General features: G+C 66.3%; 21 protein-coding genes and 1 tRNA gene. 12 read left to right on the top strand and 10 right to left on the bottom strand.

The annotated features are described in order from the left end of the window. Positions 1-345: 345 nt before the first annotated feature. From J7I85_RS14870 to J7I85_RS14850, 5 genes are all read left to right on the top strand, one after another. Positions 346-1911 carry an NCS1 family nucleobase:cation symporter-1 gene (locus tag J7I85_RS14870; RefSeq protein ID WP_214852941.1) on the top strand — a complete coding sequence of 522 codons (1566 nt, stop codon included), beginning with the start codon at positions 346-348 and terminating at the stop codon, positions 1909-1911. A 24-nt stretch (positions 1912-1935) separates the two neighbouring features. Next, positions 1936-2679 (top strand): aspartate/glutamate racemase family protein, encoded by a 744-nt coding sequence (locus J7I85_RS14865; protein WP_214852938.1) that lies wholly within the window; start codon positions 1936-1938, stop codon positions 2677-2679. A 26-nt stretch (positions 2680-2705) separates the two neighbouring features. Further along, positions 2706-3467, top strand: coding sequence for an SDR family oxidoreductase (locus J7I85_RS14860; RefSeq protein WP_214852935.1), 762 nt, complete (start codon positions 2706-2708; stop codon positions 3465-3467). 112 nt (positions 3468-3579) lie between these two features. Then, positions 3580-3972, top strand: a complete 393-nt coding sequence (locus J7I85_RS14855; RefSeq protein ID WP_214852933.1) for a hypothetical protein — start codon at positions 3580-3582, stop codon at positions 3970-3972. 188 nt (positions 3973-4160) lie between these two features. Then, positions 4161-5639: a cation:dicarboxylate symporter family transporter gene (locus tag J7I85_RS14850; protein ID WP_214852930.1), complete on the top strand. Its 1479-nt coding sequence runs from the start codon at positions 4161-4163 to the stop codon at positions 5637-5639. Positions 5640-5780: 141 nt separating this feature from the next. On the opposite strand, the gene J7I85_RS14845 is transcribed toward J7I85_RS14850, so the two are convergent. The 3 genes from J7I85_RS14845 to J7I85_RS14835 all read right to left on the bottom strand — a co-directional run bounded on the left by J7I85_RS14845 (position 5781) and on the right by J7I85_RS14835 (position 8920). Further along, positions 5781-6200: a sterol carrier family protein gene (locus J7I85_RS14845; RefSeq protein WP_214852927.1), complete on the bottom strand. Its 420-nt coding sequence runs from the start codon at positions 6198-6200 to the stop codon at positions 5781-5783. 29 nt (positions 6201-6229) lie between these two features. After that, positions 6230-7246: an asparaginase gene (locus J7I85_RS14840; protein WP_214852924.1), complete on the bottom strand. Its 1017-nt coding sequence runs from the start codon at positions 7244-7246 to the stop codon at positions 6230-6232. Positions 7247-7342: 96 nt separating this feature from the next. After that, the gene (locus J7I85_RS14835; protein WP_214852921.1) at positions 7343-8920 is read right to left on the bottom strand and encodes a molybdopterin-dependent oxidoreductase; all 1578 of its coding nucleotides are present in this window, start codon (positions 8918-8920) and stop codon (positions 7343-7345) included. A 158-nt stretch (positions 8921-9078) separates the two neighbouring features. Here J7I85_RS14835 and purD point away from each other — a divergent pair, with 158 nt between their 5' ends. Next, entirely contained in the window at positions 9079-10410 is a 1332-nt protein-coding gene (gene purD / locus J7I85_RS14830; RefSeq protein WP_214852995.1) for a phosphoribosylamine--glycine ligase, read from the top strand. A gap of 2 nt (positions 10411-10412) precedes the next feature. After that, the gene (locus J7I85_RS14825) at positions 10413-11351 is read left to right on the top strand and encodes a phosphoribosylaminoimidazolesuccinocarboxamide synthase (RefSeq protein ID WP_214852918.1); all 939 of its coding nucleotides are present in this window, start codon (positions 10413-10415) and stop codon (positions 11349-11351) included. Between the two features lie 77 nt (positions 11352-11428). Here the strand turns inward: J7I85_RS14825 and J7I85_RS14820 are convergent, their stop codons facing one another. Next, positions 11429-12691 carry a helix-turn-helix transcriptional regulator gene (locus tag J7I85_RS14820; protein WP_214852916.1) on the bottom strand — a complete coding sequence of 421 codons (1263 nt, stop codon included), beginning with the start codon at positions 12689-12691 and terminating at the stop codon, positions 11429-11431. Positions 12692-12823: 132 nt separating this feature from the next. On the opposite strand from J7I85_RS14820, the gene J7I85_RS14815 reads away from it, so the two are divergent. Both J7I85_RS14815 and J7I85_RS14810 read left to right on the top strand, forming a co-directional pair. Beyond that, positions 12824-13057 (top strand): hypothetical protein, encoded by a 234-nt coding sequence (locus J7I85_RS14815; protein ID WP_214852913.1) that lies wholly within the window; start codon positions 12824-12826, stop codon positions 13055-13057. 100 nt (positions 13058-13157) lie between these two features. After that, positions 13158-13511, top strand: a complete 354-nt coding sequence (locus J7I85_RS14810; RefSeq protein WP_214852910.1) for a hypothetical protein — start codon at positions 13158-13160, stop codon at positions 13509-13511. A 142-nt stretch (positions 13512-13653) separates the two neighbouring features. Here J7I85_RS14810 and J7I85_RS14805 read toward each other — a convergent pair. The 5 genes from J7I85_RS14805 to J7I85_RS14785 all read right to left on the bottom strand — a co-directional run bounded on the left by J7I85_RS14805 (position 13654) and on the right by J7I85_RS14785 (position 20950). Then, positions 13654-13730: transfer RNA gene (locus tag J7I85_RS14805), tRNA-Pro, on the bottom strand. A gap of 84 nt (positions 13731-13814) precedes the next feature. Then, on the bottom strand, positions 13815-15692 hold the full coding sequence (locus J7I85_RS14800; protein WP_214852907.1) for an ABC transporter ATP-binding protein: 1878 nt from the start codon (positions 15690-15692) through the stop codon (positions 13815-13817). After that, complete coding sequence (locus J7I85_RS14795) at positions 15689-17506, bottom strand: ABC transporter ATP-binding protein (RefSeq protein WP_214852904.1); 1818 nt, start codon at positions 17504-17506, stop codon at positions 15689-15691. Before J7I85_RS14795 ends, J7I85_RS14800 begins: the two co-directional genes overlap by 4 nt. Positions 17507-17663: 157 nt before the next feature. Further along, positions 17664-18611, bottom strand: coding sequence for a metallophosphoesterase (locus J7I85_RS14790; protein WP_214852901.1), 948 nt, complete (start codon positions 18609-18611; stop codon positions 17664-17666). Between the two features lie 2 nt (positions 18612-18613). Next, a complete protein-coding gene (locus J7I85_RS14785) occupies positions 18614-20950 on the bottom strand; it encodes a transglycosylase domain-containing protein (protein WP_214852900.1) in 2337 nt (778 codons plus the stop codon). 37 nt (positions 20951-20987) lie between these two features. On the opposite strand from J7I85_RS14785, the gene J7I85_RS14780 reads away from it, so the two are divergent. Genes J7I85_RS14780 through J7I85_RS14770 form a run of 3 tightly spaced genes read left to right on the top strand, consistent with a single transcriptional unit; the run spans position 20988 to position 22606 of the window. Continuing rightward, positions 20988-21143 carry a DUF4177 domain-containing protein gene (locus tag J7I85_RS14780; protein ID WP_003797879.1) on the top strand — a complete coding sequence of 52 codons (156 nt, stop codon included), beginning with the start codon at positions 20988-20990 and terminating at the stop codon, positions 21141-21143. A 1-nt stretch (position 21144) separates the two neighbouring features. Continuing rightward, positions 21145-21678: a RidA family protein gene (locus tag J7I85_RS14775; RefSeq protein WP_214852899.1), complete on the top strand. Its 534-nt coding sequence runs from the start codon at positions 21145-21147 to the stop codon at positions 21676-21678. 16 nt (positions 21679-21694) lie between these two features. Then, positions 21695-22606, top strand: a complete 912-nt coding sequence (locus J7I85_RS14770) for an NUDIX hydrolase (protein ID WP_214852898.1) — start codon at positions 21695-21697, stop codon at positions 22604-22606. Positions 22607-22917: 311 nt separating this feature from the next. Here the strand turns inward: J7I85_RS14770 and J7I85_RS14765 are convergent, their stop codons facing one another. Continuing rightward, positions 22918-23595 carry a Crp/Fnr family transcriptional regulator gene (locus tag J7I85_RS14765; RefSeq protein WP_003797871.1) on the bottom strand — a complete coding sequence of 226 codons (678 nt, stop codon included), beginning with the start codon at positions 23593-23595 and terminating at the stop codon, positions 22918-22920. Positions 23596-23755 lie beyond the last annotated feature (160 nt).

The following is a 23755-nucleotide window of genomic DNA, read 5'->3' as shown; positions in this document are numbered from 1 at the left end:
GTATCTTCTCCTGCAGCCACGGCAGCCTCGTTTCATCGTTGAATGTTGGGCGCATGTTTTCGTAGTGTGAGAAAACATTCTTGCTACTCGAGATTATCGGGAGCATTGGACCCGGGTCAAACGCTGGCCTGCACTCTTGGTGGCGCTGAGCCGCCGTTGACCCCACGGGCGGATTGTGACCGCGAGGGCCGGCCTGCACCTTGACCCGATGGTGATCCAGGTCATACGCTTATTTCACCATTCAACAAGTTTATTTCGCAATGTGGAATAACAGCAATAATCAGCCGATCCGTGATCGGCCGATCGAGGGCTCACCACCGCGAAAATCCAGAACTGGAGAACCAGATGCAGACGACCCCTTCAGTCGGCGTCGAAACGGCAGGCCCGACACCGTCGTCGGGCCGGCCGGTCCATCCCGCCGCCGGCGCTGATGCCCTGTGCGAAGCGGCCAGCGCCGCAGCCGGCCGCGACATCAGCCCGGCCCTCTACAACGCCGACCTCGCACCGACCAAGCGGCAAGGGCGCCGCTGGACGGCGTACAGCATCTTCACCCTCTGGGCGAACGACGTGCACAGCCTCGGGAACTACGCGTTCGCCGTCGGACTCTTTTCCCTCGGCCTCGGCGGCTGGCAGATCCTCACGGCCCTTGCCATCGGGGCGGGCCTCCTCTTCGTGCTGCTCAGCTTCTCCGGTTTCATGGGGCAGAAAACGGGCGTTCCGTTTCCCGTCATGAGCCGCATCAGTTTCGGCATCCGCGGCGCCCAGCTCGCCAGCCTGTTGCGCGGCGCGGTGGCGGTGGCGTGGTTCGGGATCCAAACATTCCTTGCCTCGGTGGTGCTCCGGGTGATGCTGGTAGCAATGGTTCCGTCCCTCCACGACATGGACACCAACTCCATCCTCGGCCTATCTACGCTCGGCTGGATCTCCTTCGTGGGGTTGTGGATCGTGCAGCTCGTGATCGTCAGCTTCGGCATGGAGATGATCCGCAAATACGAGGCCTTCGCCGGTCCGGTCATCCTGGTGACGATGGTCCTGCTGGCTGTCTGGGTCTTCATCGAGGCGCGCGGCTCCGTCCAGTGGACCGGCATCCGGGGCCTCGAAGGAGGCGAAATGTGGCGGACCATTTTCGCCGGCGGCGCCCTCTGGGTGTCCATCTACGGAACGTTCGTCCTGAACTTCTGCGACTTCACCCGCTCCGCCGTGTCCAAGAAGTCCATCGTCCGCGGCAACTTCTGGGGCATCCCGATCAACATGCTCCTGTTCGGCGCAATTGTGGTGGTTCTGGCCGGCGGACAGTACAAGATCAACGGCACCATCATCGAAACGCCGTCACAGATCGTCGAAAGCATTCCCAACACCCTATTCCTGGTGCTGGCCTGCCTCGCGATCCTCATCCTGACCATTGCGGTCAACCTCATGGCGAACTTCGTGGCCCCCGTTTATGCCCTCACCAACCTCTTTCCCAAGCGTCTGAACTTCCGCCGGGCGGCCTGGGTGAGCGGCACCATCGGACTGGTCATCCTGCCGTGGAACCTCTACAACAACCCCCTCGTCATCGTGTACTTCCTTGGCGGACTCGGTGCCCTCCTTGGGCCGCTGTTCGGCGTGGTCATGGCCGACTACTGGCTGCTGCGCCGCGGAAAGGTCAACGTCCCCGAGCTGTACAGCGAGGACCCCACCGGAGCCTACTTCTACAAGCGGGGCGTCAATCCGAGCGCCATCATCGCGCTGGTGCCGGCGGCCGTCCTGGCCATCCTTGTCGCTTTCCTCCCTGTCTTTGAGGCGGCGGCACCGTTTGCCTGGTTCTTCGGTGCCGGCGTAGGCGCACTGTGCTACTACGTGATCGCCGACCGCAAGCAACGCTTTGAGGACGCCGACGGCGAGGCCATCGCCGTCGCCAGCACCCACTAAGCCATCCCGCATCCAGGAGGAACCATGCGAATACTCGTTGCGAACGTCAACACCACCCAGTCCATGACCGACTCCATCGCCGCGCAGGCACGCAGCATCGCTGCGCCCGGCACGGAGATCGTCGGGATCACGCCGCGCTTCGGGGCGGACTCCTGCGAGGGCAACTTTGAAAGCTACCTGGCCGCGATCGCCGTGATGGACCGGGTGGTCAACTATCCCGAACCCTTCGACGCCGTCATCCAGGCAGGCTACGGCGAGCACGGCAGGGAGGGACTGCAGGAGCTGCTGGACGTGCCCGTCGTCGACATCACCGAGGCGGCGGCCAGCACGGCCATGTTCCTGGGCCACAAATATTCCGTGGTCACCACACTGGACCGCGCCGTGCCGCTCATCGAGGACCGGCTTAAGCTCGCCGGCCTTGACGCCCGCTGCGCTTCCGTGCGGGCCAGCGGCATGGCCGTGCTGGAACTGGAGGAGGAGCCGGAGCGGGCGGTCGAGGCCATTATCAGCCAGGCGCTGCTCGCCGTCCGGGAGGACAAGGCCGAGGTGATCGTGCTCGGCTGCGGGGGCATGGCGGGGCTGGACGAACAGATCCGGCAGCGCGCCGGAGTGCCCGTCGTCGACGGCGTTGCGGCCGCCGTGACCATCGCGGAGTCGCTGGTCCGGATGCAGCTCTCCACGTCCAAGGTGCGGACATACGCCACGCCGCGGCCCAAGACCGTCATAGGCTGGCCGCTGGCGGCAAATGACGTTCCTGCCACCGCCTAAGATTCCAACTACTCAGGAGAAGCAGCATGACCGTTCCACCCACTCCGGGGCGGGTCGCCGTCGTCACCGGCGCCGGTTCCGGAATCGGCCGAGCGGTTGCCCGGCAAATGCTGGCGGAGGGTTACCGGGTGGCCCTGGCGGGCCGCCGTGAGCCGCAGCTCCTGGAAGCGGCGGACGGGCACCCGGAGGGGCTTGCGGTGCCGTGCGATGTCACGGTGCCCGACGACGTCGAGCGCCTTTTCGCCGCCGTCCTCCGGCGCTGGGGGCGGGTGGACGTCCTGTTCAACAACGCCGGCGTCTTTGGCCCGGCGGCGTCGGTGGACGAGATCAGCCTGGCGGACTGGGAGGCCACCGTGGCCGTGAACCTGACCGGCTCGGTGCTGTGTGCCGGGGCGGCCGTCCGGGCGATGAAGGCGCAGTCGCCGCAGGGCGGGCGGATCATCAACAACGGCTCGATCTCCGCGCACTCACCCCGGCCGCGGACCGTTGCCTACGCCGTCACCAAGCACGCCATGACGGGCTTGACCAAGAGCATTGAGCTGGACGGCAGGGAGTTCGGCATCACCTGCGGGCAGATCGACATCGGCAACACCGCCACGGAAATCATGGACACGATCGGGGTCGGCACGGGGGCGCTCCAGGCCGACGGAAGCCGCAGGGTGGAGCCGATGTTTCCGGTGGAGGACGCCGCGCGGGCCGTGCTGATGATGGCGGGGATGCCGGCGTCGGCCAGCGTGGGCTCCGTGGTCATCACGGCCGCCGGAATGCCCTTCATCGGCCGCGGCTAACGCTCCCTCCTTCCGAGCGACCTTCCTGCCCGAGGAAATCGGTAGCCGGCCCTTCGCGGTTCCGGAGGCAGCCGTCGCCGGTGTCCCCGCCAGCAGGCTCTTTGCCCGCGACATGCACCGCCCAAGCAGGGGCATCCGGGTGCCCCGGTCCTGCGGTCGCGACCTGCCCGCGCTCGTCCGCTCGCACACCGCACTTGATGCGGACGAGGGCGATCTCTTTGAGATCGACGGCCTGCGGCTGACCTCCGTGGCCCGGACGTGGGTGGACCTTGGCTCCGTCCTGCCTACGGACCTGGGGTGCGTGAGGTTCCGGACGTGCATCGAGTATGAGAAGTTCCATCACCTGACCCCCGCGCAACAGGCGCTCGACGCCTACCGGGACCAGCGCGTGACGGACGCGGGCTGGCGCCAGGTCAAAGTCAACAGCATCGACATGGGTCATGGGCGGGACTGGGTCGTTTCGCGGGTGCGGCAGGCGCTGCGCAAGCAGGGCTGGCAGCGGTAGGAGTTTTTGTACAGATAATGGCCGCTGGAGGGGCCTTAACCCCCAATAAGTGGACAAAACTCAATTGTGACCGGGCCACGAGTTCCGCATCGTGAAAATTGAATTTCCTCTTGCGGAATACTGTGACCGGGGTTACGTTGGAGACAGACCCCGATCCGGGGCAGTTCCCAATTGATAGGTGCAGATCAATGAAGATCCCAGATTCCTCGGCGCTGAAGGCGAGTTCGGCGCCGTCGAAGAAGAAGCCCCTGTATAGGTCGCTCTTCTTCCAAATTCTGATCGCCGTCGTGGCAGGTGTTCTCATAGGGCATTTCTGGCCGGACCTAGGCGCTCAACTGAGGCCGCTCGGTGACGGCTTCATCCAGCTCATCAAGATGATCATCGCGCCGCTGATCTTCCTCGTGATCGTCACGGGAATATCGGCCGTCGGCGACGTCAAGGCGGTCGGAAGGGTAGGAGTCAAGGCTCTTCTCTACTTCACAGCGGCCACACTTTTCGCCCTGGTCTTCGGCCTGATTGTCGGCAACGTCGTCCAGCCCGGAGCGGGCCTGAACATCGATCCGAGCACCCTTTCCCAGGAGGCCCTCGACGCCAAGACCGGCCACGCCGTGCCGAAGGACGCAGCAGCGTTCATCCTGGACGTCATCCCCACCAGCGTCATCGGCGCCTTCGCCAACAACAGCCTGCTGCAGGTCCTCTTCTTCTCCGTGTTCTTCGGCGCCGCCATCGTCGTCATCGGCCGCGAGCGGTGCCTGCCGGTGGTCAGCCTCATGGAGACGGTCCTGGAACTCGTTTTCAAGATCATGTCCTGGATCATGAAGGTGGCGCCGATCGGTGCCTTCGGGGCGATGGCCTTCATCATCGGCCAGTACGGGCTGGACACCCTCGGCACCTATGCCGTCCTGATTGCGGCCTGCTACGGCGCGGCCGTGGTGTTCATCGGGCTACTGTTCGTCGTGGCCTGGAGCTTCGCCCGGGTTCCGCTGTGGCAGTTCCTCAAGTACACCCGCGAGGAATTCCTGCTGGCCCTCGGCACCGCGTCCACGGAAGCCGTGATGCCGCGCATCATGACCAAGCTGACCAATGCCGGATGCTCCCGGGCCACCACCGGCCTGGTGGTGCCCACGGGATACTCGTTCAACCTGGACGGAGCCGCGATCTACCTGTCCATCTCCCTGCTGTTCCTCGCTCAAGCCTTCGGCCACCACCTGGACCTCGGCCAGCAGCTGGCCGCCCTCGGAGTGCTGCTGCTGACCTCAAAGGGCATGGCCGGCGTTCCCGGCTCGTCCTTCCTGGCACTGTCCGCCACGGCAGCCGCGCTCGGAATCTTCCCGGTGGCCGGCGTCGCCCTGCTCCTCGGCGCCGACCGGCTCATGGACTCCATGCGCGTGGTGGTCAACCTGCTGGGCAACTGCGTGGCAACCTTTGTGGTCTCCAAGTGGGAGGGCCAGTTCGACCGCAGCGTCATGGTCCGGGCATTCCGCGGCGAGATCACCAACCACGATTCCGCGGTCATGCTCGGCGTGGAGGAGGACTTCCAGGAGCAGGAACTCGAACGGATCAGCGGGGGCGGGCAGGCTTCGCCCAAGTTCCGCGGCGGCCCGAACCCCGGTGAGATGCCCGAGTTCCAGATGAGCCGGCCGTCGGCAGCCATCAACCACGAATAGTGCGCGGAGTTTTTGTGCAAATATCGTCCGCTGAAGGCCCTTGAAGTCGCGATATCTGTACAAAAACTCCAAAGGAATGACGGCAGGATCCCGTCCCGGCTGAGCAGTTCAGTCTGGGGCGGGGTCCTGTCTCGTTTTGAGTCAGAGCGGGAGCAGGGCCGACAGGTCCGCGCGCAGGCCGGAGGCGGCAACGCGTCCGGCGCCGACGGCGTCCGCCCAGCTCAGCCGTCCGGTCACCATCGCCAGCCAGGTGGCGGCGTCGCACTCGATGACGTTCGGGGGAGTGCCGCGCGTGTGCCGCGGACCCTCCACGCACTGGGTGACTCCGAACGGCGGCACCCGCACCTCCACCGAATTCCCGGGCGCGCGGGCGGTGACCTCCTCGAGGGAGTACCGGACCGCCGTCGCGATCACCGAACGGGGGACGGCCGGAGCGGCCAGAATCGCCCGAACCGCCGGAACCGCCGGAGCAGCGTCCGACAGCGCGACGGCGCCTGCCGCCCATTCGTTCAGGGCCGCTTTGCCGCTGGCCGGGTCAATTCTGCGGCGCGCAACTGCCACCGGTGCCTCCTTGAAAAGCTAAAAGTACGTTAGTCCAGCAGGGCCGAGACGGCATGGCCGAGGCGGATCTTCCCCACGGGACGGCCACCGCCGAGGACCGGCTCCACCACCTTCTCGAGCACGCTGGACACGCCCGGGATGTCGACGGCCCCACAGGCCGCCAGCAGCGTCAGGCCCACCAGCGAGGTGGCCCGCAGGTTGCCGTCCAGCATCTTGAGGGCCACGGAGACCCCCTGGGACGTGGCCATGACCAGGATGCCCTCGGCCCCGATTTTGGCGATGACGTCCAGCTCCTCCATCACGATCGTGTTGGCCTCGCCCCGGCCCTGGACCGCCCAGGGGTAGTCCAGCATGGAGGTGGCGATGGTGGCGGCGCGGGCGTTGGCGGATTTGTCGGAGGGGGCCTTGGCGAGCAGGGAGTACGCGCGGGCCAGGCCGGTCAGCGAGATGGCGGCCACCGGAGCGCCGCAGCCGTCGATGCCCAGGTGTGCGATCTGCTCGCCGGAGTACTCCTCGATCACGGTGCGGATGCGCTGCTGCAGCGGGTGGTTGGGCTCCAGGTAGCTGTGCGTGTCCCAGCCGTTTTCGGTGCAGGCCCACAGGAAAGCCGCGTGCTTCCCCGAGCAGTTGAAGGCCAGCCGGGACTTGCCCCGCTCAGACCGGGTCAGCCAGGTCCGCGCAGTCTCGTCCTGCGGCCACGCGGCGGGGCACTGCAGCTGGTCCTCCTTGACGCCCGCGGCCTTGAGCATGCCTTCGACGACGTCCATGTGGTCGAGCGACCCGGTGTGGCTGGCGCAGGCGAGGGCCACCTGGGCGCCGCGCAGTGGAACGCCGGACTGCATGGCCGCCAGCGCCTGCAGGGGCTTGAGCGTGGAGCGGGCCAGGATGGGGGTGGAGATGTCGCCCAGTTGGGTGACCACGTGGCCGTCTGCGGCGAGCACCACGGCCGCCCCGATATGGCGGGACTCCACGAATCCGCTTCGTTCAACCACGGCGAGTTCGACGGCGGAATCCACAGTGAACGTGGCGTGCGAAGTTAGGGCCATGGGCCCAGTCTATGGTGCGGCAGCGGCATTCCCCGGGAGCCGTCCGGGGCGGCCGGCCGGCGTTTGCAGCGCCAAGACGCCCAGTAACAGCACCGCCTACTCAACGGTGACCATGACCGACTGCCAGCCGGAGGCGCCGTCCGGCACGGGATCGGCGCGCTTCTCCGTCTGCACCTCGCCGGTCCCGTCCGTTGCCCGCACCTTGATGTAGTGCGAGCCGGGCTGAGCGTCCCAGGCGAAGGACCACTGCCGCCACGTATCCACGGAGGCCTCGTCCGAGAGAACGGCTGCGGCCCAGTCGCCGCCGTCGATCTGCACCTCCACCTTGGTGATGCCCCTGGTCTGCGCCCACGCGGTGCCCCCAATGGCCACCTTCCCGGCCGGCACCACGGCGAAGGATTTGGGCACCTCCACCCGGGCCATGGTCTTGATGGGGCCGCGCTCCGACCAGCCGCGCTGGGTCCAGTAGGCCTTGCTGTCGGCGAAGCGGGTCACCTCCAGGTCCACCACCCACTTCGTGGCGGACACGAACCCGTACAGTCCCGGCACCACCATGCGCACGGGATAGCCGTGTTCCAGCGGCAACGGCTCGCCGTTCATGCCGATGGCGAGCATGGCGTCGCGGCCGTCCTGCAGGACCTCCAGGGGCGTGGATGCGCTGAAGCCGTCGATGGAGGTGGAGAGCACCATGTCCGCGCCGGCGGTGGGCCTGGCCCGTTTGAGCACCTCGCGGATGGGGAGCCCCAGCCACTTGGCGTTGCCGGCGAGGTTGCCGCCCACCGGATTCGACACGCAGGTGAGGGTCACGTGGGACTCGATCAGGTCGGCGTCGAGCAGGTCCTGGAAGGTGAGCCGGACCTCCTCCTCCACCAGCCCATGCACGCGCAGTTCCCACTCCTCCGCCTTGATCTCCGGGACGCTGAGGGCGGTGTCAATCCGGTAGAAGTCCTTGCCGGGCGTCAGCCACGGCGTCACGCCCGGCGTAGCTGACTGCACGCCGGCGGGCACCGCGGCTGCGGGCCGGGCTGGCGCCGGCAGCCGGAGGGACTCCCGAGCCTGGGCTACATTGCTGCGCGCGGCGCTGAGCAGCCGGCCCCCGGTGGCTGCGACGCCCGCCGCGGCCGCCGTGAGGCCGGTGGCCGCGAAGAAGGCCCGCCGGGAGGTGGCCGGGCGCTCCGGCGCCTTGGCCGCCACATCGGCCGGAGCATCCGGAAAGGCCTGCAGCCGCCACAGCCGCGAGACCAGCAGCCGCAGCACGACCAGCCCGGCCACGGTTCCGAGGAGCGAGGGTACGGCGTCCAGCGGCCTGACGCCCGCGCGGGTCACCACGCTGGCCACAATCACCGCCCCCATGAACAGCACGCCGGCCGCGCCCAGCGCCCATCTCCGGTACGCCACCACACCCAGCACGCACGCCAGCACGAAAATTGTCAGGCCCATCCCGGCGAAAAGTGCGGCCTTGTCATTGGTGCCGAACGTCGCAATCGCGAAGTCCTTCAGCCCTGGCGGTGTGAAGTCGATGAACGTCGAACCCAGGGCATACAGGGGAGTGGCGCGGGCGGTAAAGAACGCCCCTGCCAGTTCCGCAACGGAAAGTACGACGGCGGCGGCAGCCACCCCTGCAAGGGCCGCCATCGCGGCTGGTCCCCTGAACCACCTCATGAGCTTCTTCATGACATTGGTTCGTAGCGGCAGGCCGCCCGGATTGTCCGCCGGTCACAAACTGAGGGCAAGTCACAGGCGAGGGCAGGTCACACTTGGGGACCCGGCCACAAGTGCGTCCCGGTCGCAGCTTAGGAGCCAGCACGGTGCACAAAGTACGCTTGGAGACTGTGAAGGTACTCGTCATTGGCCCCGGCGGCCGCGAACACGCCATTGTCCGCTCCCTCCTTGCTGACCCCAACGTTTCCGAAGTCCATGCGGCTCCGGGCAATGCCGGCATCAGTAAGCTCGTCCCCACGCACGCGATCAACGGGAACGATCCGGACGCGGTGGCGGCGCTCGCCACCCGGCTCGACGTCGACCTGGTGGTGGTTGGTCCCGAAGCCCCCCTTGCGGCCGGTGTGTCGGATGCCGTGCGCGATGCCGGCATCCCGGTGTTCGGGCCTAGCAAGGACGCCGCCCAGCTCGAGGCCTCCAAGGCTTTCGCGAAGCAGATCATGGCCGAAGCCGGCGTTCCCACGGCGATGGCGCTGGTGGCTGCCAACGCAGACGAGGCAGCCGCGGCGCTCGACACCTTCGGCGCACCCTACGTCGTCAAGGACGACGGCCTGGCCGCAGGCAAGGGCGTGGTGGTCACCAACGACCGGGACGATGCCCTGGCGCACGCCCAGAGCTGCTTCGACGCCGGCGGAACCGTGGTCATCGAGGAGTTCCTGGACGGCCCGGAGGTCTCCGTGTTCGTCTTGTGCGACGGCCGCAACACCGTGGCACTGTCCCCGGCGCAGGACTTCAAGCGCATCTACGACAACGATGAAGGCCCCAACACCGGCGGCATGGGTGCCTACACCCCGCTCGACTGGGCTCCTGAAGGCCTGGTCCAGGAGGTCATCGACCGCATCGCCCAGCCCACCGTGGACGAGATGGCCCGCCGCGGCACCCCGTTCGTCGGCGTGCTGTTCGTTGGCCTGGCGCTGACCAGGCGCGGCACGCGCGTCATCGAATTCAATGTCCGCTTCGGCGACCCCGAAACCCAGGCTGTGCTCGCGCGGCTCAAGACGCCCCTCGGTTCCCTGCTCCTCTCAGCCGCCAAGGGCGAACTGGACCAGGCAGAAGAGCTGCGCTGGTCCAAGGAAACAGCAGTCGCCGTCGTCGTCGCCTCTGAAAACTACCCCGACACCCCCCGGACGGGGGACCGCATCCGCGGCCTCAAGAAGGTTGACGAGCTGGAGGGTGTCCATGTGATCCACGCCGGAACCACGCTCGACGGCGAGGGCAAGGTGGTCTCCGCCGGCGGCCGCGTGCTGGCCGTGGTGGCGCTCGGATCCGACCTCGTGGAGGCCCGGGAAAGGGCGTACGACGGCGTGGAGCTGGTTCAGCTGGAAGGCGCCCAGTTCCGCACGGACATCGGAGGCAAGGCCGCACGCGGTGAAATCAAGGTGTCGTCCGCCGTCACCGCCCCGTCGGCTGCCCAGGCCGGCTCCGCTTCGGAAGAGAAGGCGTGACATTGGCTGAACACGAAAGCACCCGCGGCCTGGACACCCCCCACGCCGAGCTGCCCGGCTGGAACCATGTCTACTCGGGCAAGGTCCGCGACCTGTACGTCCCGGCCAGCGACTCCATCAACGAGCAGTTCGGGCAGGAATGCGTGCTGGTGGTGGCCAGCGACCGCATCAGCGCCTATGACCACGTGCTCAGCAGTGAAATCCCGGACAAGGGACGGGTCCTGACCCAGCTGAGCCTCTGGTGGTTCGACCAGTTGGATGTGGAACACCACGTCCTGGCGTCCACGGTGGAGGACGGCGTGCCGGCAGCGGTCGAGGGCCGCGCCATGATCTGCAAGAAGCTGGAAATGTTCCCGGTGGAATGCATCGCCCGCGGCTACCTCACCGGCTCCGGCCTCGTGGAGTACCGGCAGTCAGGCACCGTCTGCGAGATCCCGCTGCCGGAAGGCCTGGTGGACGGCTCCCGCCTGGAGCACGCCATCTTCACCCCGTCAGCCAAGGCCGAGGTCGGGGAGCACGACGAAAACATCACCTACGACGCCGTCGTGTCCATCGTGGGCGACGACATCGCCGCGCGCTTGAGCGAACTGACGCTGAGCATCTACACCAAGGCCGAGGGGATCGCCCGTGAACGGGGCATCATCCTGGCCGACACCAAGGTGGAGTTCGGCTACGACGTCGTGAACGGGGCCATCACCCTGGGCGACGAGGTCCTGACGCCGGACTCGTCCCGTTTCTGGGACGCCGCCACGTACGAGCCCGGCAAAGCGCAGCCCTCCTACGACAAGCAGTTTGTCCGGGACTGGCTGACGTCCGCCGAATCCGGCTGGGACAAGGCCTCCGACACGCCGCCGCCGGCCCTGCCCGCGGACATCGTGGACCGTACCCGGGCCCGTTACATCGAGGCCTACGAGAAGCTGACCGGCCGCACGTTCAGCTAGGCGATCCAGGCTTCTAAAAAACAGGAGGCGCCCTCGGGCACGGTCCCGGCGGTGCCTCCTGTTTTGCGTTGTGCCTGCTAGCTGGCTTCGGCCGCTGCCGCACGGCGCTGGGCGAGCCGGATCTCCAGCACGGCATCGAGGGCCTGCTGGACCCGGTCCTGCGCGCCGGCGGCACTGAATTCCTTCTGCGCCTCCTGCAGATGCACCAGCGCCTCATCCCCTTCGCCCGCGGCCTTCAGCGATTTGCCGAGAAGCAGCGAAACCTCGCCGGCCGTGTGCTTGGCCAGGTCCGTGCGTTCGGCGTGGATGTCGCGGAGCTTCTGGACTGCAGCCACAATGTCGCCGGTGAGGTAAAGCCAGCGGGCGCGGATGAAGGCGACTTCCAGTTGGTCCGTCTTGTTCCCGCCGACGATGGACAGCGCGAGTTCGGCGCGTTCAATGGCGGACAGGGTCTCCGGCTCAACGATTCCGGAGGAGAGGCGGACGGCGGCCGACGCCTTGTTGAAGCGGGCCCACAGCTCAATGTCGTTGGCGGGCGAGAGCAGCTTCGCCGCCCGCTCGTGGTGCTTGATGCCCTCCGGGTAGTCGTGCCGCATGAACGCGACATTGCCGATCACCCATGCCACCTCGCCCGCGAGCTGGGACATCGAATGCTCGTCCATCTGCTCGTTCATGTCCTGGCAGTACTTCCACGCCTCGTCGAGCCGGCCGCTCTCGGCCAGCGCCCCGATCAGCGCGCGGAGCGCCCCGATGATCAGTGTTGAGCCTTTGGGCAGCTGCCCGCACAGCTCCACGGCCTTCTCGGCGTGTTCGACGGCGGTGCCCAGCTGGCCCTGCCCGTGGCACAGGGCGGCGAGCATCTGGCGCGCCCGGACACCCAGACCGGCCGATTCCGTGGCCATGGGGTGCTCGGAGAGGTGCTCCATGATCTTCTGGCATTCCTTGAGCTGGCCCTGCTTCATGAGGCATTCGGCCTGCATGTAGGTCATGTTCCACCAGGCGCTGGTGTTCTTGCCGTCGAGTGCGATCCGGGCGGCGTTGGCGGCGTGTTCGGCCGCGAGGCCGTAGTCGCGCAGGTCCCAGGCCTGCCGGGCATAGAGGCCGGCCAGCACGTATTCGGCGTCGCTTACCGAGATGGGCTGGCTCCACGCTTCGAGCGCCTTGGGCGCGAGCTCCAGCCTGCGGGCGAGCTCTTCGATGACGTCGGCTGTGGGTTCCCGCCGGCCTGTCTCCAGCAGGGAAATGTAGCTGGGGGAGTACAGATCCCTGCCCAGTTCGGCCTGGGTCAGTCCGCGCTCCAGCCGCTCAGCGCGGAGCTTCTCCCCGAATCCGTTGCCCACTGAGTTCCTCCTATTCCGGACAGCCTTTGTACAGAATGCTTGACACCCTCTGTGGACAACATTTTACAATGTATGTCAACAAGGACTGTGCTGACTTGGTAGCAAATCCGACTCGTATTGAGGAACTCTCACATGTTAAAGAAGATAGCAGCCGCCGCCATTTTGGCAGGGGCCCTTGCATTTTCTGCTGCGGCTCCCGCCGTTCTGTCTGCAGGCTCGATGGCGGACAACGCGGGCACCTCGGTTGCCATTGGCAACTGGCCGGATCCGATGCGCGTCAAGGACGTGAACAAGACCACTATCGGCAACTGGCCTGATCCTATGGTGTCAGAGACCACCATCGGCAACTGGCCCGATCCCATGTAAATAGCTTCCATGAGGAAAACGGTCCCGGAACATGCGCACATCATGTTCCGGGGCCGTTTTTCTTCCCAAAACCAGCAGCCGGAACTGAGGAGTGGGGACCATGACACGGAGAGTAGCCGACGGCCTGCAGCGGGCCTTTTTCCTCTGGACCATCGCCGGCACGTCACTGATTGTGGCAGCCGCTGCCGGAGCCGCTGTGGTTGAGGTGTTCAAGGGAACGGCCGACGCCGGGACTTTCGTCTGGGGGCTGATCGGCATTGCGGCGCTGCTGGAGTCATTGGTGCTTTTCGCCGTCGGCCTGCGTCTGCGCCACCGCTACCTGAACCAGGTCCAAAGCTACGACAGCCGGGGAGCCTACCTGACGGACGACGGGTCCCGCCGGCCGAGGATCCCCCTGCTGGGTGACGGGCAGGCGACCCAGAACATTAACCACCAGAGCCTCGGCGGAAACTGAGCCACCATGGACCCAACGAGGTAGCAGTTGTGGGCCTTGCCAGCGCTGAGAACCCCCTCTGCTGCTACCTAGGGGGGGCGGGACCTACGCGGTCATTGAAGAAACAGAAAGAGGGCCTCCCTAGGGAGACCCTCTTTCCTTTTGGTCGGGATGACAGGATTTGAACCTGCGACCTCTTCGTCCCGAACGAAGCGCGCTACCAAGCTGCGCTACATCCCGATCCGCTGCTGTGAAAGCAACTGAACAAGAATATCCGATACTGGGCCAACATGTGAAATCGGGGTCCGGAAGAGCCGCTGTGGCTCAGACCAGCGAGTCCTTCCAGGCGCTGTGCAGGCGGGCGAAGCGGCCCTTGCCGAGGATCAGTTCGTCCGGGGTTCCGTCCTCCACCACCTGTCCGTCATGGACCACGAGCACCCTGTCCGCGGTCTCCACGGTCGACAGCCGGTGCGCGATGATCAGCGCCGTGCGCGCGGTTCCGCGGGACGTTCCGCCGGCGGCCGGCGTGCCCGGAGTTGCGCGGCCGGTGCCGTCCATTCCGCGCAGAAGCCCGGCCAGGCCGCTCTGCACGAGCCGTTCGGAGGGAATGTCCAGCGAGGACGTGGCCTCGTCCAGGATCAGGACCGCCGGCCGGGCAAGGAACGCGCGCGCAAAGCTGATCAGCTGGCGCTGGCCCGCGGAGACCCGGCCGCCGCGCTTGTTGACGTCGGTGTCGTATCCCTCGGGGAGCTCCATGATGAACTCGTGCGCACCCACGGCCTTTGCGGCGGCCTCGATCTCCTCACGCGGTGCCTCCGGCCGGCCCAGGGCGATGTTGTCCGCCACCGAGCCGCTGAACAGGAAGGCCTCTTGCGTCACCATCACGATGTTCCGCCGCAGGTCCGCGGTGGCCAGCTGCCGGACGTCCACGCCGTCGAGCGTCACAGAACCCGCGGACACGTCATAGAAGCGGGCAATCAGCTTGGCGAGCGTGGACTTGCCCGCCCCGGTCTGGCCCACCAGCGCCACGGTCTGGCCCGCCGGAATGGTGAGGTTCAGCGCGGGGATGATGAGCGGCCCGGTGCCGTAGCGGAACTCAACGTTACGGAATTCGACGGCGCCGCGGGCGTCGCGGAGTTCCACCGCGTTCCGCGGCGGGCGCACCGTGGGCACCTCCTCGAGCAGGCCCGAGACCTTCTCCAGCGCGGCCTGCGCGCTTTGGAAGGAGTTGTAGAACATGGCCATCTGGTCCACGGGCTGGAAGAAGCGCTTGGTGGAGAGCATCAGGGCCAGCAGCACGCCCACGGCCAGGTCACCGGTCAGCACCCGGAAGCCGCCGAACAGCAGCACGGCGGCCACGCAGACGTTGCCGATCAGCACCAGGCCGGGCTGGAAGACGCCGTTCAGGTTGATGGAGCGGACGGTCGCCCGCCGGTAGTCCTCGGCGAGTTCGCCGTAGCGGCCGGCGTTTTCGCGTTCCTTGCGGAAGGCCTTGACCGCGCGGATGCCGGTCATGGTCTCAATGAAGTGCACGATAAGCCGGGCCGAGACCACCCGGGACTGGCGGAACGCTTTCTGCGAGTGCTTCTGGTACCAGCGGGCCAGGAAAAACATGGGGACGGCCGCGGCCAGCACTACCAGTCCGCTGCGCCAGTCGAGGGCAAAGACGGTGACGGCGGTGAACAGCATGAACAGCAGGCCGGAGGCGAGCGAGCTGACCCCCGAGTCCAGGAGTTCACGTAGGGCCTCCAGGTCCGAGGTCTGCCGCGCGATGATCCGCCCCGAGGTGTACTTCTCGTGGAACTCGAGGCTGAGCCGCTGGGTGTGGCGGAACACCCACAGCCGCAGGTCCAGCAGCATGGCCTGGCTGAGCCTCGCCGTCGACGTTACGTACAGGGCGGTGAGTCCGGCTGCCGCCAGTGCCGTGATGAGGTAGGCGACGCCGGCCAGCACCAGCGGGAGGCTGTTGCCCGCGCGGAGGGCGGGCAACGCATGGTCGATGCCGAAGGCGATCAGCGCCGGGCCGGCCACCCGGGCCGCCTGTGCCAGGACCACCATGGCGATCGTGAGCCAGAAACGCAACCGCACCGGCCGGATCAGCGACCCCAACAAGGCGAGCGACCGGCGCCGTACTGCCTTGCTGTCGCTCTTGCTCAGGTTGGCGTTGTCCTCATTGGCGGTACCGAAGGCTGTGTTGCTCACCGGCTGACCTCCTCGGCGTCGTCGAGGGCCGACAGCTCGGAGTCCAGGTCACGGGGCTCCGTCGCCAGGCTCGCGATCACGTGACGGTAATGGCTGTTGCCGGCCAGCAGTTCGGTGTGGGTTCCGACGGCGGAGATGCGGCCGTCCTCCAGCAGCGCCACCCTGTCGGCCAGGGCCACGGTGGACGGGCGGTGGGCGACGATGAGCGTCGTGGTGACTGCCAGCACCTCCCGCAGGCGGTTTTCCACGAGCTCCTCGGTGTTCACGTCCAGGGCGGAGAGGGGATCGTCCAGGACCAGCACGGCGGGCGCGGCTGCGATGGCCCGCGCCAGGGCGAGGCGCTGGCGCTGGCCGCCGGACAGGCTGAGGCCTTCCTCGCCGATGAGGGTGTCCAGCCCCTCAGGCAGCGAGTAGGCGAAGTGTGCCTGGGCGGTGTCCAGTGCCTCCGCCAGGATCTTTTCGCGGGTGTCGGTGTCTTCGGACCGGACGCCGAGCAGCACATTGTCACGCACCGAGCTGGAGAACAGGGTGGTGTCCTCGAAGGCAACAGCCACCAGGGTGCGGAGTTCCTCGACGCTGAAGTCCCGCAGGTCCACGCCGTCGAGCTCAATGGAACCCGCCGTGACGTCATAGAGCCGGGGCACCAGCTGCAGCAGCGCGCTTTTTCCACTGCCGGTGATGCCCACCAGCGCCATGGTCTCGCCCGGACGGATATCCAGCCGGATGTCCTTCAGGACCGGTTTGTCCGGGGCGTCGTCGAACGCGAACGCCACGTTGTTGAAGCTCAGCGCGCCTCTAACGTCGGTCAGGCGGCGGGGCTCGGCCGCGCCGGTGATCGTGTTTTGGGAATCCATGACCTCGAAGTGCCGGTCCAGCGCAGTTTTCGCCGTCAAGGCCATGGCCAGCAGCATGCCCGAGAACTCGACGGGCGCGGCGATGACGGCTGCGGTGGCGAAGAAGGCCACGAGGGAGCCGATGCTGAGCTGGCCACTGGCTGCGAGCATGATTCCAGTTACCAGGCCCGCGCCCAGCGCCAGCTCGGGCAGGAGCGTCACCACCATGCTGAAGACGGCCTGGTGCCGGGCCTTGGCAATCTCGGTCTGGCGCAGTTCCTCGGCCTGGCCGTTGAAGGTTTCCAGCGCTTCGCGGCTGCGGCCGAAGGCCTTCAGGACGCGGATGCCGTGGACAGATTCTTCAACCGTGGTGGCGAGGTCACCGGCCTGGTCCTGGCTGCGGCGGGTGACCTTGCTGAAGCGGGTCCGGAACCGGAACCCGTAGACCATCACGGGTCCCGCGGCGGCCACGAAGATCAGGGCCAGCTGCCAGCTCATGGTGAACATGACGACGACGCCGATCACCACCGTCAGGGTGGTCACCACCAGCATGATGGCCCCGAATGCCATCCAGCGCCGGATGAAGTTGAGGTCCGTCATGGCGCGGGAGAGCAGTTGGCCAGAGCCCCAACGATCATGGAAGGAGACGGGGAGGTCCTGCAGGTGGCCGTAGAGCGAGACCCTCATCCGGGTCTCCACGGTGGTGGCCGGGTTGATCACGAACGTGCGGCGCAGGCCAACCAGCACCGCTTCCGCGACGCCCAAGGCCAGGATGAGGCCGGCCGAGCCCCACACGGCTTCTGCGGTGGCCCCGGGCCGGAGGGAATCGTTGATGAGCACGCGCAGCACTTGCGGGATGGCAAGGGCAACCACGCTGGCCAGGAGCGCCGACAGCAGGCCCATAAACAGGCGCGGCAGGACCGGCTTCACGTGCGGATAGAGACGGCTGACGGATCGAAAAAATGAACTCTGCTTGGCCATGCCCGCTTCTTGAACTCAACTGTGTGAAATCAGCTGCGTGAAATCAACTGTGTGTAGTCTCCCGTAGCAACTACCCTATGCCATGGGCTGCACCCTTAACAGGCGGTCAGTCACCGGAGGAGCAGCGGCTCTCCCGGACGAATGATGGCGCAGGCAATCAGGCGCGGGGGGTGAGCGTCAGCAGGACGGCCTCGGGCTTGCAGGCGATACGGACTGGCGCAAAGCGCGAGGTGCCGATCCCGCCCGAGACGTTGACCGGCGTCGTACGCCCGTTGCTGCTCCAGTCGTTGAGGCCCTTGGCCCGCCAGGTGGGGATGTCGCAGTTCGCGACGACGGCGCCGTAGCCCGGGATGCACAACTGGCCGCCGTGCGTGTGGCCGGCCAGGAGCAGGTCCGCGCCGTCCTCCGTGAAGTGGTCCAGGACCCGCTGGTAGGGGGCATGGATGACGGCCACCCGCAGGTGGTCCTTGGCGTTCTGGCCCCTGGTGCCGCGCGGCCAGCCGGCATACCGTTCGCGGTTGAGGTGCGGATCATCCACACCCGAGAAGTCGAACCGCATGCCGTTAAGGACGATGGACTGGTGGCGGTTGGTCAGGTCGATCCAGCCGCCCATGCCGAAGCCGGCCCGCAGGCGCGGCCAGTCGAGTTCCTCCCGGTCCGGCGCGGCCTTCGAGGGGCCCATGAGGTAGGCGGCGGGGTTCTTCAGCTTGGGCGCATAGTAGTCATTGGAGCCCGGAACAAACACGCCCGGGAACTCCATGAGCGGTGCCAGCGCGTTGAGCAGCGGGTCCACGGCCTTGGGGTGGCTGAGGTTGTCACCCGTGTTCACCACAAGGTCGGGCCTGAGCGCCGCCAGCGACTGCAACCACTCTGCCTTGGCCTTCTGGCCGGGCACGAAATGGATGTCGCTCAGATGCAGGATCCGGAACGGGGCCCTTCCCGCAGGAAGGACCGGGACGGTCTCCTCGCGGAGGAGAAACTGGTTCTTTTCCCACAATCCGTAGGCCGTGGCGGCGAGGGCGGCAGCGGTCCCGGCGCCAGCGGTGACGGCAAAGCCGCGCCCGATGCTCCGGACGCGGCTAGCCACCTGTGAAAGGTCAGTCACGGTCAGCCGTTGCCCTTGTTGCTGTTGCCGTTTCCTTTGTCATTACTGCTGTTGTCACTGTTGCCCCCGGTGTTTCCACCGCTGTTGCCGGTGTCGGTGTTTCCGCCGGTGTTTCCGCCCGGGAACGGGTTCTCGGGGGCGGGTGGCTGGTACTGCGGCGTGCCGTAAAGCAGGTTCGACGGCGGTTCCGGGAAGGGGTCCGTGCCGTAGCCCGGCGCGATTTGCGACATGAAGTTGGAGAACATCGGGCCGGCGATCATGTAGCCGTCGATGCCCGTGTAGAACCTGCCGTTGACCGTCACGTTCTGGCCGGCCCGGCCCTGGGAGCCGAGCGCGTCACCGAACCAGGCAGCCGTCGCGAGGCCCATGGTGTGGCCGACAACCCAGGTGGAGCCGTTGTTGTTCGACGTTCCAGTCTTGGCCGCGATGGGGAAGTTGGTCCGGGTGGAGATCCGCGGCTCGATCAGCGAGCCGGAGCCTTCATTGAGGACCTGCTGCAGGGCATAGTTCACGCCGCGCGCCACCTCGGGCTTGAGGGCGTCCCGGCAGGCGGGAGACTGCGCCGGCAGCTGCGCGCCGGTCTGGTCGGTCACCGACGTGATGGCGATCGGCGCGCAGTACTTGCCGTCATTCGCGAACGTGGCAAAGGCGGTGGCCATGGTCAGCGGCGCGGTCTGCGTGGAGCCCAGCAGGTTGCCAAGGGTGGTCATGGTGATGCTCGGGTTCGCATCGACCACCGCGTTGGTTTCCTTATCCCTTGTCGGGAGGCCGCCGTGCAGCCCGACAGCGTCCACAACCTTCTGGATGCCGCACAGGTCAACCTGCGACGCCGAGGCGAACGTGGCCGTGTTGATGGAGTTCTTCAGGCCATCCAGCACGCTCATGGGACGGTAATAGCCCTCTTCGGCGTTCTGCAGGTCATCGGTGCCGTTCGTGCTGTCATACCAGCCCACCGTGGGGGTGGGGCAGGTGTTCTGCCACGGGAAATCCTGCTGGTACCGGCGCTGGGAGGCGTTGACGATGGTGTTCATCGGCTTGCCTTCGTTCAGCCACTCGGCAAACGTGAACGGTTTCATGGTGGAGCCGGGCTGCGCGCCGCCCAGGCCGTTCAGGTCATTGCCTTGGTCATCGTACTGGTCCACGCTGAAGTTGATCTGGGAATCGAACTTGCCCTTGCCGGCAAACCAAGAGGTGTTCTGGGCCATGTTCGTGATCTTGCCCGTGCCCGGTTCAACGGAAACCAGTGCGGCGCCCCACTTGTCCGGGTTCGAGCCGGCAGCGGTGTTCACCTGGTCCTGTGCGGTCTTCTGCGCCTTCGGGTCAAGGGTGGTCTTGATGGTCAGGCCGCCACGGAACACCTTCTTCTCGCGTTCGGTGGCGTCCGCGCCGTAGGCCGGGTTGTTCAGCAGGAGGTGCAGGACGTAGTCGCAGAAGTACGGGGCGGTGGGCGAGTAGGCGCAGCCCTGCCGTGCCGGGGTCACCTTCGGCGTGACAGGGGCGGCAACGGCGGCGGTGTACTGGGCCTTGGTGATCTTGCCGTGCGTGAGCATTGCACTCAGCACCAGGTCCCTGCGTTTCTTGGCGTTATCCGGATTGCTGATCGGGTCAAAGGCCGAAGGGCTGTTTACGAGGCCGGCAAGCAGCGCGGCCTGGGGGAGCGTGAGGTTCTTCGCGGTGGTGCTGAAGAAGAACTTGGAGGCGGCCTCAATACCGTACGCGTCGCGATTGAAGAAGACGATGTTCAGGTAGCCCTCAAGGATCTGCTCCTTGGTGAATTTCTTCTCCAGGGCGATTGCGAGCTTCATTTCGCGGAGCTTGTCGCCGACGCCCTTGTTAACGCCGTTGAGCTTGATGGCGTCGGAGTTGCCTTCGGCTTCAAGGTTGGCGTTGAGGACGTTGTTGACGTACTGCTGAGTGATGGTGGAGGCACCCTGTTTGTTGCCCCGCGCCGTGCTGACCAAGGCGCGGAGGATGCCTGTGGTGTCCACACCGCCGTGCTCGTAGAACCGGCTGTCCTCAATGGCGATCACCGCGTCCTTCATGTACGGGGAGATCTGGTCCAGCGGAACGCGGGTGCGGTTTTCCGCGTACAGGTTGGCGATCACGCTCCCGTCGGCGGCCAGGATCTTGGTGGACTGGCTGGGCGGGTCCACCTGGAGTTCAGCGGGCAGGGTGTCAAAGAATTCGATCGAGCCGCTGGCTGTGCTGCCCGAGACGGCGGCTGCGGGAACCAGCAGGCCGGCCACGAGGACGCCACAAATAGCGCTCACGCCAAGGAAGCCAAAAATCTTTCCGAGGGTGGTGGCCGTGTCGAATATGGGGTTCTTACGAGTCGCCATGTTCTCCAGTTTACCGGCAACGATTAGGCTTTATTTCATGACCAAATGGGAGTACGCCACGATTCCGCTCATCATCCACGCCACGAAGCAGATTCTGGACCAGTGGGGAGACGACGGCTGGGAGCTTGTCCAGGTAGTCCCCGGACCCGACGGCAACGGCCTTGTCGCCTACCTCAAGAGGGAGAAGCAGTAGCATGACCACCCCCCAGGAAACCGCTTCCAGCGCTGATCTGACGCCGTCGTCCGCCGTCGAACAGCGTCTCTCCGAGCTTGGACTGACCCTCCCGGAAGTTGCCGCCCCCGTCGCCGCCTACGTACCGGCGGTCGTCTCCGGCAACCACGTCTACACCTCCGGACAGCTGCCGTTTATTAACGGCAAACTCGAAGCTACTGGCAAAGTGTCCGCCGGCACCGAGGGCACCTCGGACGAACCGACTGTGTCTCCGGAAGACGCGAAGGCATACGCCGCCGTCTGCGCCGTGAACGCCCTGGCCGCCGTGAAGAGCGTCATCGGCGACCTCGACCGCATCACGCGCATCGTCAAGGTTGTGGGCTTCGTCTCCTCCGACCCGTCCTTCACCGGCCAGCCCGGCGTCATCAACGGCGCCTCCGAGCTCCTGGGCCGGGTCTTCGGTGACGCGGGCCAGCACGCCCGTTCTGCCGTCGGCGTTTCAGTCCTGCCGCTCGACTCTCCCGTGGAAGTCGAACTGATCGCCGAATTCAGTTAGGGAGCAGTAGGTTCCTTTGCCCCAGCTAGCACGCCGGCTCTTTGTTCTTCCTCCCGATCTTGAAGGGGCGGCACAAAGCTGGCTCGAACACGGCGAACGGACTCCGCGCAAACCCCGTTTCGCGTCCTCCGTTGTACTCCTCCGGGATTCGCCCACCGGCCTGGAAACCTGGCTCGGTTACCGTCCCGGCTCGTCCCCGCTGGGCGTCCTGGCCTTTCCGGGTGGCTCCTTGGACGCCTCAGACGACGACGCCGTCGGCTGGCTGGGGCCCTCGCCCCAGCACTGGGCCGAGCAAATGGGAACGGACGACGTCGGCCTGGCCCGCCGCCACGTGGTGGGTGCAGTCCGTGAGCTGTTCGAGGAGACCGGCGTGCTGCTGGCGGGCCCGGACCTGTCCTCCACCGTGGAGGCCACGTCCACGGTGGAGTGGATGAAGGCCCGCGAAGCGGTTGCGTCGCAGGAAAAGTCGTTCACAGAGGAGCTGGCCAAGCGGGGCCTGTCCCTGCGCACCGACCTGCTTAAGCCGCTCGTGAACTGGCTGAGCCCGGACTTCGCGCACCGGCGCTTCAACACCCGGTATTTTGCCGCCACCGTCCCCATGAACCAGCAGCCGTCCATCCTGGAGAGCAAAGGCGTCTGGGGCCGGTGGGTGTGCGCTACCAAGGCGATCGCCGAGCGCGACACGACCGCGCTGGGTGACGAGGTGGGCCAGGAGAACACCGTCGGCCTCACCCTCGGCCAGCTCATGGTTCCCGGCTCCGAGATCATGCTGGAGAAGATGGCCAAGGCCAACGGCTGCATCGCCTACCTCAGCTACAAGCGCACCCCGCACGTGTACCAGCCCCGGCTCGTCGACGAAAACGGGACACTCATGCTCGAAGTCGAAGCAGCAAAGACCGTAGCAGGGGAGCCCCAGCGCGAGCGCTAAGCTTTCCGGACCCCGATGCGCCGCGATGCGCTCCTTGCCGAAGGCCCGCAGCCCGGCTCGCGATTAAGGAACCAACGCTTCCTCAGATCCTGTCGCCTTTTCCCTGACGCTTCCTCAGTTCTTGTCGGGTTTCTCCTGACGCTTCCTCAGTTCTTGTCGAGATCGAGGGTTTGGAGAGCGCTTTCGACAAACTCAACCAGCGGACTTCCAGTTGCCTTCGACGAGGCGACGCCGAAGGGCCGTTATCAGCCGGTGGTGAGTCAAAAGCAAAAGGCCGCCCCCACGTGGAGGCGGCCTTTGGGCATTGTGACCTAGCGCGAGCGCTGGCGGAGGCGCTGCATGTCCAAGATCACGACGGCGCGGGCCTCAAGGCGCAGCCAGCCGCGCTGGACGAACTCAGCCAGGGCCTTGTTGACGGTTTCGCGGGACGCGCCAACGAGCTGGGCCAGCTCTTCCTGGGTGAGCTCGTGTGCCACGAGAACACCGTCCGTGGCGGGACGGCCGAAGCGGTCGGCGAGGTCCAGGAGGGCCTTGGCCACGCGGCCGGGCACGTCGGAGAAGACCAGGTCGGAGAGGGAGTCGTTGGTGCGGCGGAGGCGGCGGGCCAGCGCCTGCAGCAGCTGGGCCGAGACCTCGGGGCGGGTCCGCAGCAGGGAGTTCAGGCTCTCGTTCTTGAGGCCGGCCAGGCGGGTTTCCGAGACGGCAGTGGCCGTGGCGGTACGCGGGCTCGGGTCGAACAGGGCCATTTCGCCGAAGAGCTCGCCCGGGCCGAGGATGGCCAGCAGGGATTCGCGGCCGTCGGGGGAGGTGCGGCCGAGCTTCACCTTGCCGGAGACAATGAAGTAGAGCTGGTCACCCTGGTCGCCCTCACGGAAAACGGATGCGCCGCGGGACAGGTCGACCTCGGTCAGTTCGTCCGTCAGCAGGCGGAACGCGTCGTCGTCCAGCGTGGCGAAAAGGGGTGCGCGTCGCAATACCTCGATGTCCATGAATTCTCCTGAGTAAAAGTGTCGTCTGGGGCGCTTGTGCCATTGTTTCAGAATTTTCAACGTTCTGTGACGTACTTGGCAGCTGAAACGCCCTAAAAGACGCCGCGAGACCAGCGCCGGCTCCGCGCATCCACGGCAAACTGTCAGACTTCGCCAGTAG

This window comes from Arthrobacter sp. ISL-65 (assembly GCF_018613795.1).
GTDB lineage: Bacteria > Actinomycetota > Actinomycetes > Actinomycetales > Micrococcaceae > Arthrobacter.
Note: the sequence above shows the minus strand (reverse complement) of the source record. Positions and strands in the feature narration are given on the sequence as shown.